Consider the following 14,646-nt stretch of genomic DNA (forward strand, 5'->3'; position numbering starts at 1 on the left):
GTTTCTGGGCAAGCTGGAAGGGTCAGAATTGTGAACCTTTCTTTTTGATTTTGCTTGCCGCGGTTGCGATGCGGGCTGCCGCGCTTTCCGTGCGTTGCAATTCGGGATAATTCGTCGGCGCGCCGACCGTTGCGACGCGACCGACTGGCGGAACGGTTGGGAGGTTTTCGGCGCCGCGAGATGCACGTTCGTGTAGAGCGCCAAGGGCGACCGTGGAAGTCTGGCAGCGGCGGGTGGCCGGCGGACTAACCGATGCCGCCGGTTCCTTCCAATTCGTCAGCGCCCCGTAAGAGAGAGCCGGGTTCGCCGCCGGTCGCTGCGTATAAACCGTCTTGTCAAGGGATTCATTCAATAGTCCGAGGAGTCGGTCGATGACCTCGCCCAATAGATTCTCGATGGTCCAGATTGGTAAAGCGTTTATCAATCGAACTGGTCGTCCAAGTCGAATTCGCTGCCTGTCCGCGCTTATGGGATCCGCAGTGGCAGTGCTTCTGGCCGGCTCATTGCACGCGGCCAACACCGATACTTGGACGGGCGGCGCGGGGGACGGAAGTTGGTCGAATGGCAATAACTGGAACCTCCCGGCCACTCCCGCCGTCGGCGACACTTTGGTTTTCACAAATGTGACCGGCGCGACCACGAGCCTGACCGACGACGATAACGTCTCTTTTGGCGGTTTGACGTTCAGCACGTCGGCCACGCCCTATGCTTACTCGATTGCCGCCGGGGGGGCGGTGACGACCCTAACGCTAACTGGCGCGCTCACCGATCAATCGTCCAACGGCAGCGTTCAGACGTTCAACCTGGGAATCACGGGCACCACACTGACGTTGACCGGCACGGGTGGCAGCGGCCTGGCGCTCAACAACGGCGGCACGTTCACCGGCGCTTTGACCGACACCAGCAACGGCGCAACTGCCGACACGCTTGCGATCGGCGCGGGACAAACACTGAGTTTCGCCGCGGCAAACACCATCGGCGCCGCAGCCGGCACGGTCAACACGACTACCTCGCTCTCGGTCACTGGAACGGTATCATCCGTGCTGTCGTTGACGAGTAGTCTTACCGTGGGAGGAAACGCGAACACCGGGACCGGCACATCCAATATCGTGACGGCCAACTTAAGCGGAATTGGCACGTTCAACTTGACGGCGACGAGCGGCAGCCTTGGCGTTGCCACGGCCGCGCAAACCAGCGCCACACTGACGTTGGCCAATACGAGCAACACCATCAACGTCGGCTCCGTTAGTGTCGGTAATTTCAACGACACATTGACCGGTACCACTGAACCGTTTGGCGGTACGCTACACTTGGGCGGCGGCACGAACGTTTTCAATGTGGGCACAGCGGCGACAACCCCCGGCGCCTTTTTGATTGGTTCCGGGCGCAATGGGACCGTTGATTTTGCCGGCCCAGGTGGATCGGTGACGATCGCCGGATTTAACGGCGCTGTTGGCGTCAATGGCGCCAAAATCACTGTCGGAGAGGGTCGCTCGATCACAACCACTCGGCCGAACGTGACCGCCAACCTGAGTCTCGCGGGACACACGGCCAACATAGATGCGAGCACGGTGATCGTTGGCCTGAATGACACGACTGCTTTCAATCCCGGCAACAGTACTGCCAATCTAACTTTCGACACGGGCACGTTTAATATCCAGACGCTTCAACTTGCCAGGGAAACCAACAGTCATGGAACGATGGCGGCTACTTTTACGCTCGGAACGAACTCCGCCAGCACCGGCGTTCTGAACGTAGCCACCGAGTTCGACATCCTCGACAACACGGTCAACGACGGAAATGCGCAGGCTGGAACGTTCATCATCAACGGCGGAACCGCCAACCTCCAGACTTCGATTGTGGTAAAGGCGACGGGCGCCAACACGGCGAGCAAGATCGCATCAACCCTCACGCTGGCTGGCGGTATTTTGAACATGAACGGCAATGCCATCGGCGCGAGCGGAAACGGCGCTGGCGGCGACAGCGCATTGGTCAAGATCGTGAATATGCCCGGCTCGGGACAAACGTTTACCATCAAAAATCTTGGAACCACCACGGCGAGCGGCGGCACGGCTGTTGGCGATGGCATCAACGGCGCCGGCTTGACGATGAACGGCGCCGGCACTTTGATCCTCGACGGCACGAATACCTACGGCCAAACGACCGTCAGCACGGGCACATTGCGCGTCGGGGCAGGCTCGACCGCCGGCACGTTGGGTACCAGCGCGGTCACCGACAACAGCATTTTGCAGTTCAATCGCAGCGACTCCGGGTTCACAGTGAGCAACGCGATCAGTGGGTCCGGCGCCGTCCAACAGATCGGCAGCGGGACGACGACATTGACCGGCGCCAACAATTACGCCGGCGCCACCACGATCACCAATGGCACACTCGTCTTTTCCGGCGATAATGTGTATTCGGGCGCAGGGGCGATGACGGTCAATGCCGGTACTCTGCGGCTGATCACCACGTCGTCCACCAATAATATCTCGAGCGCCGCGAGCATCACGATCAACAGTGGCGGCACGTTCGACTTGACCCAAGTTGCCCCGGTCGGCGGATTCGTTCTCGGCAATTCGCAAACCCTGTTTAACAACGGCGGCGTCGCCACCGGCAACGTCACCGCCCTCAACGGCGGGACCGTCGCCGGCGGCGGCGGAACCTTCAACGGTCCGAGCGGCAACAACACCGTCACCATCAACGGCGGCGCGTTGGTGCCCGGAAACTTGACGACCGTCGGAAACATGACGATGAGCAACCTCGCGGTCGCTTCAAGCGGCGCTTGGGGGATCAAGATCAATGGCGCGAGCGCCGATTCGATCGCCGTTTCCGGCACAGCCTCTTTTGCCAATGATCAATCGCTGTTCATCTCGCAGTTGGCCAAAGCGACCAGCGCTTCGTACACCGTATTGACGGCCGGCAGTTTGACCGGCTTGACCGCGGGAACGCTCCAAACGGTCGGGCGCACGACTTACAGCATCGATGCGCCCGCGCTGGCCGCGAACACCCTCAAGCTCGACGTCACCGGCAGCCCTGCCGCGCTGGCCTGGACCGGCACCGGGACGGTCCCCGCGCAATGGGACGACACCCAGGCCACCGCCAATTGGATCCGCACCGATGGAGGACTCGGGGATACTACTCATTTCTACGACGGGGACAATGTCACTTTCGACGATAGCCACAATACGGGCAATCAATACAACATCAACCTCTCGACCAACGTCGCGCCCGGTACGATCACGGTGACCAACGGCAGCATCGCCACGCCGAACACGATCTACGTACTCGGCTCGACGAACGGCAGCTCGATCTCCGCGCTCAGCCTGTTGATGAGCAGCAGCAACGGCACCGGCGCATTGACGATCAACACCAGCAACAACTCGTTCACCCTGGGGACCATCGTGCAAAGCGGCACGCTCAATGCCAACGCCGCCGGCGCGCTGGGCACGCAGGCGGTCACCGTCAGCGGAGGCGTCCTCAATCTCACGGCCGCCAACGCCGTGAACTCCTCCACTCCCACCGTCACGATCAACGGTGGCGCCCTCAATCTGAACGTTTCCGGCGCCCTGGGAAACAATCCGATCAACTTGACGAGCGGCAACCTCGATTTCGGCGCTTCCGGCGCGATTGGAAGCGGCATGCTGACCCTGGGCGGCGGCACGATCGACAACACGTCTGGCGCGGCGATCACACTCAACAACAATCCGCAGGTCTGGAACGGCAGTTTCGTCTTCCAGGGTACGAACGACTTGGATATGGGAACTGGCACGGTAACGCTCAACAGCAACCCGACGGTGACTGTCGCGGCCGGCAATTTGACGGTCGACGGAGCGATCGGTAACGGTACGGGCAATAGCGTGACGAAATCCGGCGCCGGCACGCTGATCCTCACGAGCAACGCATCCGGTTACAGCGGCGGCACCACGATCAACGCCGGCGTGGTGAAGTTCACCAGCTTCGGTGCGCTGGGAACCGGTCCCGTTTCGATCTCCGGCGGCGGCACCCTCGACCTCAGCGGCCTGCTGACCGCGAACATCGCCAACGGTTTCGGGACCACACAGGTGACGATCGCCGGCACGGGGGTTGCTACACTAGCGTTCCCCGGCGGCGAGGGGGCCATTTTCAATAACGGACCGTCACAGCAGAACGCCTTTCAGAAGATCACGCTTTCCGCCGATGCGACCATTGGCGGCAACGGGGCTGCCACCGGTAATTCAGCGACCGGACGCTACGACCTTCGCGGCGGCACGCCGGTGCTCGATCTGGCGGGCCACACGCTTACCAAGGCTGGCAGCAGCCAGTTCACGTTGGTCAGCACGTCCGTCACCGCCGGTAATATCGTCGTCGCATCCCCCGGTGCGGTCGGCGCCGTTTTCCGGAATACGCTGGGCGTCGAGAGCGCGTCGAGCATCCCGGCCACCATCAATCCCGACAGCACTCCGTCGACCATCACGTTCAACGACGACACGAACCTCGAGCTTTTCCAATTATCCGGCGCGGTTACGCGGCCGATGGTCTTCAACGGCGATGTACTGGTCAGCACTGGCACCACGGCCGTATCCTCGACACTCGGCAGCCCAATCACCATCAACGGCGTTCTGAGGGTCGACAGTGCGCTTTCCGGGGCCAATAATAATGCTCCGATTATTCTGACCGGCAATCTCAGCGGACCTGGCTCGATCATCAAGGCAAACAGTAACACGGGTAACGTGACCGGGGCCGCCGTACTCACACTGTCCGGCAATAGTAGCTACAGCGGTGGGACGACCATCACGGGTGGCACGATCGTGGCCGGCAGCAACACCGCTCTGGGGACCGGGCCGCTAAACGTGAGCAGCGGCTCGACGCTTGACCTTCACGGGTTCAGCCTGACCGTTGGCCCCTTGAGCGGCGACACCGGCACGATCACCAGCGCTGTCGCGGGCGCCGTCACGCTTACGGTCGGCAACGGAGGCGGCGATGGTTCGTTCGGCGGCACCATCCAGAACGGCAGCGGGACCGTCGGTTTCACGAAGGTCGGCGCGGGCACCGAATTCCTAACCGGTTCGAACATTTACGCCGGCGCGACCCAAATCCAGGCGGGCACGCTCCGTCTTGGCGGCTTCGGTGTCCTTCCCACGGCGACAAGTGTCTCGCTCGGCAGCGGCACGGGCAGCGGGATCCTCGACCTGGCGGGTAACAATGCGACGGTCGCCAGCCTGACGAGCAATGGAACTGGCGCGGCCAACATCGTCGGCAATAGCGGAGCGATTGCGTCGACGCTGACTCTTTCCGCCGCGAGCGGCTCCTTCGGCGGCACGATCCAGGACGTTCTCGGCAGTGGCACGGCCACCACGACTCTCACCATCTCCGGCGGCTCGCTCACGCTCACCGGCGCGAACACCTATACCGGCGGCACCAACATCAACGGCGGCGGCACGCTAACGGTAAACGGCTCGCTTGCTTCCACTGCCCCGATCGCGCTCAATTCCGGCACGCTCTCGGGCAACGGAAGCGTGGGGAACGTCACCATGCAGGTTGGCTCATCGATCCGGCCCGGTCTGACGGCGGCAGACGGCGTGCTCGGCAATCTAACCATGCACAACCTGACGGTCAACGGCGGCGATTTGCGCGTCGACCTTGCCGCCGGCAATCAGAGCGATGAGTTGATCGTCACCGGGGCCGCGAGTTTTCTCGGTAACTCGACAATCACTCCCACCGCCAGCTCTCCGCCGCCTGGCAACTACCTGCTGCTTACCGCCGCGGGCGGAGTCGGCGGCACGCCTCCGACCTTGCCGGCCGCAACGCGCACAGTCTACACGCTTCATTTTGGCGACGCCACGTCGGGACCGGACGATATCACTCTGAATGTCGTCGGCGCCGCCAAGTCGCTGACTTGGACAGGGAACATTCCGCCGGGCAGCCCGCCAGGCGACGGGTCAACTTGGGACGTCCAGAACAATCAGAACTGGTCGGACAACGGCGGCACAACGACCGATCAAACTTTCTTCAACCAAGATTCGGTTACATTCCCCAACAACTCGCACCGCGCGATCACTCTCAATCAGATTGTTGATCCAGGCGCCGTGACGTTCGCCAATGACGCAAACAATCCATATACGCTCAGTGGCTCGGGCGCGATCGACGGCTTGACCGGTCTGACCGTCTCGGGGGGCGGCACCGTGACCATCACGACCACCAACACTTACAGCGGCACCACCGCCGTCACGAGCGGCAGCACGCTGCGCATCGCCGATCCGACCGTCAATAGCGGCACTTTGGGGAGCCTCGGCACCGGACCGATCGCCGTGGACGGCACCGTGATTTTCAACCGCAGCGATTCCCTGACGGTGCCCGGCGCCATCAGCGGTGCGGGCGTTGTACAGCAAAATGGCACGGGCACGCTCGTGCTTTCGGGCGCGAGCAGCTATACGGGCGGCACCGTTTTCAACGGCGGCACCGTCCAGGTCGCCGCGGACAACAATCTTGGCGGCGGAGCAGGTCCGTTGAAGTTTAACGGCGGCACGCTCGAGGCGACCGCGAGCTTCGCCACCGCCCGCGGCACGACAATCAACGCGCCGGGCGGGTCGTTCAACGTCGACTCCGGCGCCACGCTCACCCAAAGCGGTGTCATCACGGGTGGAGGCATGTTGTTCACGACCGGCCCCGGCACTCTGGTTCTAGCTGCCAGCAACACGATGACCGGCGGCGTGATGATCGACAACGGCATCCTCCAAGTAGGCATCGCCGGGGCGCTCAATTCCACGACGCCGAACGCCGTGGCGTTTCCCGCCAATGCACCCAGCGGTGCCGCACTGCGGCTCAACGGCATCAACGTGACGATCAGCGGCTTGAACACCGATCCAGTCAACCCTGGTAGCGCGGTCGTCGACAACGGCAGCGCCACGGCGGCCACGTTAACCGTGAAAAGTGCCGTCACTAACACGTTTGGCGGGGTCATGCAAAATACGGGATCGGCAAATCTCAATCTGGCCATGACCGGCGGTGGAACGTTGCTGCTCTCCGGCACGAATAGTTTCGGCGGCTTGACAACGATCAACGGCAGCACGATTCAAACCGCCGTCGCCGGCAACTTGGTCGGTCTGGCAGGGCAGGTCAACTTTATTAACGGTACGCTCCATATCACGGGCGATCCCACCAATCCGGGCGCCCCTATTGTCGCCGCGAACACGACGAACAAATTCAGCAACTCCGGCAATGCGGGCGCTACCGGAACCTTTAACATCGATGCCGGCGTGAGTTTCCAAGTCGGGGCGACCGTCACCCAAACCACTGCCGTATTGCAAACCGCTGGCACCGGACCAAACGGCTCGGGAACCGCGGGCGGCTCGTTCATCAAGACCGGACTGGGGACCATGATCATCTATGGCCAAAACAACCAGCAGGACACGAACTTCCAATTGCAGCAGGGCACGATCGACTTGCGGTCGGCCAGAGGGCTCGGCGGCGAGGACACCAACGCGGTCCGGCTCGATATGTCGGACGGCACGAAGTTGATCCTCGATGCCGATCCCGGCTTCAATAATGTGACCGTGCCTCCTCCGGCCGGACTCACCGGCACCGATTTTCTCACCGGCTTGCGGTCAGCCACTGCCGGCGGCACGATGAACATCACGGTGGATCAACTGACGGCCGGCGCGGCCAATAGCCAAGCGATCGGCGCCTTGCAGGCGGCGGGCGCCTTCACGATGAATGTCACCTCCGGCCCGAACATGACCAGCGGTACGGCCGGTCTGTTCCTCGATCAAAACAATAATCAGACGGGGGGCGGCTTTAACGGCGCGGTCGCGCTCAGCGGCAACGGCACCTTCAATGTCGTCACCAACACGGCCGCCGGCGCCAGCGGGATGTTGATGACCATCAACGGCCCCGTCACCGGCACAGGCTTCGGGATAACCAAAACCGGCAGCGGCACGCTGCAACTCAACAGCGCCAACACGTATAGCGGCGCAACCAACATCACCGGCGGCACGCTACGATTGTCCAGTGCCAGCGTCAACAGCATCCCGAGTTCACCGACGTTCAGCATCGGCAGCGGAGCAACCTTCGACGTCAGCGGTCTTACCAACGGCACCATCGTCCTCGGCAGCGGTGCTACCGCGCAAACCTTGACGGGCAGCGGCACGCTGAACGGGTCCGTAACCGTCAACGCCGGCAGCGCATTCGGCGGTGCCAGCGGCGGGACACTTACCATCACCGGCGGCGCCAGCTTGCAGGACCAGTCGCATTCGGCCTTCACGCTCGGCGCGCCCAACGGTTCCGGAAATGCGCTGACCTCGCTGGTGAACATCGCCGGCGCGCTTGCGGTCGCGGGCACCAATCTCGTCGATCTGTCCGGCGCCGCTCAGGCTGGCACGTACGAGCTGTACGCCTTTACGAGCGGCGCGCCAACGGCCAGTCAGTTTTTGGTCAGCAGCAGCTCGGCCGGCGCATTCAACTACACTTTCAGCGTCATTCCGAATCAAGAGGTGGACCTGATCGCGACGCCAAGCGCTTCCGCCTCGTGGAACTTCAACGGCAACGGCAACTATAGCGAAAGCGCGAAGTGGAGTCCGACGACCGTTCCCAACGGCACCGGCTTGACCGCCACATTTGGTGATGGAGTGCCTGCCGGGATCGTGGCCCCGCCTCCCTCGGCGGTGACAGTCACGATCGACGGCGTCTACACGCTCGGCACGTTACAGTTCAATAACTCGGCCAGCCCGACCAGCACGCAGTATATTCTGGGGAATGATGCGGTCGGATTCCATAACATCACGCTCAACAACGGCGGCCTAGGTGCCACAGTCAGCGTGGCGGCCGGCGTAAGCGCGCAGCAGGAGATTCTGGCCAACCTCCTGCTTGCCGACAACGCGACTTTCAATATCGCCGGCGGCACGTCGCTCCTGGTCAGCGTCGGATCAATCAGCCAGACCGGCGGTAACCGAAGCCTCACGCTGACCGGCGGCGGCACGCTCACCATCGACAGCGCCAGCAGCTACGGCGGCGGAACTACCGTCACCAACGGCGAGCTGACGACCACGGCGACTGGAACACTCGGCAACGGCCCGCTGGCGATCAATGCGGCCGACACGATTACCTCGTCCGTCAATCTCAACAGCAACCAAAATGTGACGAGCATATCGGGTACGACCGCGGGAAGCGGTACGGCGAGTCTCAACGTGGCCGCCGGCACGACACTTACGGTCAACCAAGCGAGCACCACGATTTACTCTGGAAATGTGAGCCTGGCGCCGAGCGGCGCGGCGCACGGCGGAGGCACGCTGACGAAGTCCGGCGCCGGCATTCTCGAGATCGACGGCGCTCCGTCGCTCGGGACCAATAGCAACCTGAACGTCAGCGGCGGCACGCTCAGATTCAAAGTCACCAGCGGCTCGGTCTTCGTCGGCACGGGTGTGTTGGCGACGGTCACCGGCACGGCCACGCTGGAATTGGCCGGCTCCGAGTCGGCCTTGGATCCGCTCATCATCAAGGGCCGAGCCGATATTCTGAACAATAGCACCGCCTCAGCCGGCGTCTTGGTCACTGGCACCAATCAGCAAGTCGGCGGCATCGACGGCACGGGAACGACGCAAGTCGACGGCGGCAGCGATCTCACGGCCAATCACATCGCGCAAGGCGCCCTGGTGATCGGCGGCGACGCCACGCACGCGGCCCTCGTGACGATCGACGCTTCGGACAGCAATGGAAATCCGCTGGCTTCTTCTGGCGGAATGGCCTTGGCCGGCTCCTTGGAGCCGCGCGAGCCATTTGGCTCAGACACGGCGAGTGCCGCGAGTTTTCTGGCCTCGAGCAGCTCGTCGTCGGGTAGAAGTTTGGGCTCGGCCGGCGCAGCGCTGGGCGGCGCGGCCAGTCTCGGCGGTAGCCTATCGACCGTCCCTGAGCCGGCAACGTTCGTGCTGCTGAGCTTGGGAAGCCTGGTCTGCCTCATCCCTCGGTTGCGCCGACGACTTGCCGACACTCGATGATCGATTCTCCCCGGCGATTTACTAAATCGGCTTCGTGCATGACGATCAACCGAACATGGACGCTCGCGCTGCCGACGGTCGCTGCTATGGCTGCGGCGATTTCCCTGGCGCGCTCCGCCAGCGCCGCGCCGGATGCTCCGCCGTTCGACATCAAGGAGCACGAACGGCAGCGAGTCGTCGGCGCGGCAGACCAATACCTTCAGGAGCGCCCGGTCACGATCACCGAATTTCCCGCGCAGCGCAGCGCCGGCGGGCCGCACGACTACTACTCGGAAGCAGACTACTTTTGGCCTGACCCGAAAAACCTCGACGGTCCTTACGTCAATCGCGACGGGATGTCGAACCCCGACAATTTCAACGAGCACCGCCATGCGCTGATCCGCATGAGCATTCAGGTTCCGGCGCTGGCGGCGGCGACTCTCATCACGGGCGACGAGAAATACGCCCGCCACGCCGCAACCCACTTGCGGGCCTGGTTCATCGACGAGGCCACGCGCATGAACCCTAGCTTGCTGTATTCGCAAGCGATTCGCAATAAAGTCAGCGGCCGATCGATCGGCATCATCGACACGCTGCACCTCGTGGAAGTGGCCCGCTCGGTCGCCGTGCTCCGCCGGCATTCGCTGCTGGCGAAGCCCGACGAAGCCGCGATCGTGCAGTGGTTCGCCGATTATCTGAAATGGATGACGACGCATCCTTACGGCATCCAAGAGGGGCTGGCCAAGAACAATCACGCCGTCTGCTATTGGCTGCAAGTGGCCGAATTCGCGACGTTGACCGGCGATCGCGCAGCACTCGAACAATGCCGCAAGCGGTTCAAGGAGCAACTCCTCGGGCAGATCGCCGCCGACGGCAGGTTTCCGGGCGAGCTGTCGCGGAGCAAGCCGTATTGCTATTCGCTCTTCAATCTCGACCAGATGGTGATGCTCAGCCAGGTGCTCTCGACGCCGGAGGATAATCTCTGGACGTTCGCCCTGGCCGATGGCCGCACGCTTCAGAACGGCCCGGCATACATGTTTCCCTTCGTGAAGGACAAGTCGAAATGGCCGCTCAAGCCGGATGTGATGTACGACAAATACTGGCCGGTGCGAAGCTGCACCTGGCTATTCGCGGGACTGGCCTATAACGAACCGAAGTACCTCGATCTATGGAAGCAGCTCGACGCCAATCCGACGAACGACGAAGTGCTCCGCAACTTGCCGATCCGCCAGCCGGTGCTGTGGTTCGACTTTCCGGAGACCCGCATTCGCACGCCGAAGCCTTCGGCAACTCCGCGGATCAACGGCCCGCGGGTCTATGGCGAGCGTCCCGGCCGGCCGTTTCTCTATACGATTCCGGCCACCGGGCAACCGCCGCTGGCGTTTTCCGCTGAGGGATTGCCGGAGGGCCTGACGCTCGACGCCAAATCGGGCCGGATCACCGGCTCGGTCGCTCGGGCCGGAGAGTATCGAGTCACGCTTGCCGCGGGCAACTCGCTCGGCCGCGATACGGCGCCTCTCTCGATCAAGATCGGCGACCAGATTTGCCTTACGCCACCGATGGGGTGGAACTCTTGGAACTGCTTCGGCGGCAAAGTGGATCAAGAGAAGGTAGCCGCCCAAGCCGCTGCGATGGCCTCGAGCGGCCTGCTCCAGCATGGCTGGACGTATATCAATATCGACGACACCTGGCAGGGCCGCCGCGCCGGTCCCGAGCACGTGCTCGAGCCGGACTCGAAGTTTCGAGACATGAAGCGGCTCTGCGACGACATCCACGCGCTCGGACTCAAGGCCGGGATCTATTCGACCCCGTGGGTCACGAGCTACGCGCGCCATGCCGGCGGTTCCGCGGAGAATTCCGAAGGGACCTGGGAACCTCCGCCTCCCGGCCCTAAGCAGGTCAACAAGAAGGTCCTTCCCTACGCGATTGGCAAATATCACTTCATGCGGCAAGACGCGCGGCAATGGGCCGAGTGGGGCTTCGATTATCTCAAATACGATTGGAACCCGATCGAGGCGCCGGACGTGCGGGAAATGGCCGAGGCTCTCCAGGGCAGCGGCCGCGACTTCGTCTACAGCCTTTCCAACCACGCTCCGTTTTCCGGCGCCGCCAATTTCGCACGCCTCGCCAATCTCTGGCGAACCACCGGCGATATCAAGGACACTTGGAAGAGCATGAGCAGCATCGGCTTCGCGCAGGAGAAGTGGGCGCCCTTCGCGGGGCCGGGGCATTGGAACGATCCGGACATGCTGGTGGTCGGCATTGTCGGCTGGGGCAAGCCGCGACACACGGGGCTAACCGCGGACGAGCAATACACCCACATCTCGCTCTGGTGCCTGCTCTCCGCCCCGCTGTTGATCGGTTGCGACCTGACGAAGCTCGACGACTTCACCCTCGGCCTCTTGACCAACGACGAAGTCCTCGCGGTGGACCAAGACGCGCTGGGGCGAGAGGCCACGCGCGTCGGCGCCAGCAGCGGGCAAGAGGTCTGGGCCAAGCCGCTCGCCGACGGCGCCTGGGCCGTCGGCCTATTCAACCGCGACGACCAGCCGGCGGAGGTGACGCTCAGTCTGGCCGATCTCAAGCTCAGCGGCCCGCAACCGGTTCGCGACCTTTGGCGCCAAAAGAACCTCCCCGCCGCCGACGGCAAGCTCACGGCCAAAGTCGCCCCGCACGGCGCCGAGCTGTTCAAGCTCGGCTCGGCGAGATGAGTCGTAGGGTGGCACTGGCGAGCAACGTCGGCCAGTGCCGAATTGCAAGTTGACGATGACCGTGCCGATCAACTGTTATCTGCGCGCCGTCACTTCATTACAACCGCTGACGGGCTCTTACGACTTCTTCATCAACCCCAAGTCGGTCGCCCACTCGACGAACCTCTTTGGCCAGGTCCCGAACGGGATTCCATTTCGCGGCTTGATTCCGTTGCCATGTCCACCGTGGCCATAGATGTGAAGCTCGACCGGGATCCGCGCATTGAACAACGCGTTGTAGAATTCGACCGTCTGCCGCGCGTGGAACGCGTCGTCGAGGCCCGCCGATGTCAGGAACGCCGGCGGCGCACTGCTGGGGACCTGGCTGAGATCCATGCTGCGCCAGCCTGGGTAGACCAGCACCGCGAAATCCGGGCGGCTGCTCTGTTTCTCGACCACGTCGGTGGCCTGTGGATTGCCATTGTCGAATTTCAACTCCGCGCGAGCCGCCTGTTCGCCTCCCGCCGAAAAGCCCATAACACCGATCCGTTTCGGATCGACGCCCCACTCTTTGGCATTGGCGCGGACCAGCCGGATTGCCCGCTGTGTGTCGGCCAGCGCATCGACGGCCGAATCGTAGGGGCGCAGGCGGTATCTCAAAATGAACGCGGAAACGCCCAAGTCGTTCAGCCAAGCGGCAATCTCGGTCCCTTCCGTGCCTACGACGAGTTGCGTGTTTCCACCTCCGGGCGCCACGACGATCGCCAACCCGTTGGCCTTCTCCGGCGGCGCCAAATGCAGCTCGATCGACGGATTATGAACGTTCGTGACCGATTGAATTCGCTCCGGCTGACTCGCTGAAGTCTTGAACACCTCCTTTTGATCGAACCCCTTCAATGTCGGATGACCGGCGGGCCAAAGCGCGACGACCTTCGCACCGGGCACCAGCGGCAACGGCGGCACCGACGGCGTAACGGCGCCGGCTGCCGGCGCGGCGCTATCTGGCGCGGACGCGGCAGGCGCTGAAGTGGTCCGCGCGGGTTCCTCAGCGCTGGCCGTCGCTGCCGGAATGCTCGGGAACATGATCAGGGCCAAGATTGCATTTGGAATTCTTGCACTACGTTTCGCCAGTTGGGATCTCATGGCAATTCCTTGGCTAAGGGTTACTCAATGACTCAATGCTCTTATTCTTCGAGACGTTGACCTGTCCTTCGATATTAGAGACAGAGATCGACACGATTTCAAACGATTCCCATTGTGCAGCGTCGCCGCCCTGCACAATACGGTTTTAGCCGCGTTGCCGGTGGGATTTGACCCGTGCGCCGCCGCCGAACGTTGGCGGATCGAATGTCAGTGTGCGATATTGCAGTTCGGCAACGCCGTCTGAAGGTCTTTCACTCCGGCGTCAGTGACTTTGGTCAAACCCAGGCCGAGGGATTCAAGGTGTGTTAAACCTTTGAGCTTCGTCAATCCAGCATCGGTAACTTTGGTTGCATTCAGAGACAGCTCTTTGAGGTGGTGCATCTCTTTCAGGTTCTCCAAATCGGCGTCGGTGACGGCTCCCGAAAAATGTAGAAACTGGAGTTGAGTTAGCCCTTTGAGGTTTTCGAGTCCACCGTCGCTGACGGTTAGCTGTAGCTTCTTGAGTTGAGTTAGCTGTTTAAGGTTTTCCAGTTTACCATCGCTGGTGCTGAGGACCACCCAATAGACATCGCTAAAAAAGTTCTCTCCAAGCAGATTTCGCAGCCAATCTGGTCCGGGTGGTTTCGCATTATTGGCAGGCGGACTCAGCCACCCTCGGTCTTCGTAGTCGTAAAATACGCTGCCGCCCGATTTGACGATCGCGGCGACCGCTTCCCGCTCTCGGCGCTTTTGGTCTATCTTTCTGCCGAGCCACGCGGACCCGACGGCGCAAATCATCGTGAAGATCATCAGCGAGCGCAGGCTGTATTGAAGCCAGCGGCGACGGCGCTTCGGACCATTCCCGATGTCGGTGTCCATGATTCACT

General features: G+C 62.3%; 4 protein-coding genes. 2 read left to right on the top strand and 2 right to left on the bottom strand.

What is annotated here, in order from left to right; translation table 11 throughout:
• The first annotated feature begins 479 nt into the window (after window positions 1–479).
• Window positions 480–9,968: an autotransporter-associated beta strand repeat-containing protein gene (locus tag VGY55_12400; protein ID HEV2970763.1), complete on the top strand. Its 9,489-nt coding sequence runs from the start codon at window positions 480–482 to the stop codon at window positions 9,966–9,968.
• A gap of 38 nt (window positions 9,969–10,006) precedes the next feature.
• Entirely contained in the window at window positions 10,007–12,658 is a 2,652-nt protein-coding gene (locus tag VGY55_12405) for an alginate lyase family protein (protein HEV2970764.1), read from the top strand.
• Window positions 12,659–12,775: 117 nt separating this feature from the next.
• On the opposite strand, the gene VGY55_12410 is transcribed toward VGY55_12405, so the two are convergent.
• Window positions 12,776–13,780 carry an alpha/beta hydrolase gene (locus VGY55_12410; protein ID HEV2970765.1) on the bottom strand — a complete coding sequence of 335 codons (1,005 nt, stop codon included), beginning with the start codon at window positions 13,778–13,780 and terminating at the stop codon, window positions 12,776–12,778.
• Window positions 13,781–13,987: 207 nt separating this feature from the next.
• Entirely contained in the window at window positions 13,988–14,638 is a 651-nt protein-coding gene (locus VGY55_12415; protein ID HEV2970766.1) for a hypothetical protein, read from the bottom strand.
• Between the last annotated feature and the right edge of the window lie 8 nt (window positions 14,639–14,646).

The sequence above is a fragment of the Pirellulales bacterium genome (assembly GCA_035939775.1).
Lineage (GTDB): Bacteria > Planctomycetota > Planctomycetia > Pirellulales > DATAWG01 > DASZFO01.

Bases quoted from the DNA above. Each gene is read 5' to 3' on its own strand.
- VGY55_12405 (HEV2970764.1), top strand. From the start codon at position 10,007: ATGACGATCAACCGAACATGGACGCTCGCGCTGCCGACGGTCGCTGCT.
- VGY55_12410 (HEV2970765.1), bottom strand. From the start codon at position 13,780: ATGAGATCCCAACTGGCGAAACGTAGTGCAAGAATTCCAAATGCAATC.
- VGY55_12415 (HEV2970766.1), bottom strand. From the start codon at position 14,638: ATGGACACCGACATCGGGAATGGTCCGAAGCGCCGTCGCCGCTGGCTT.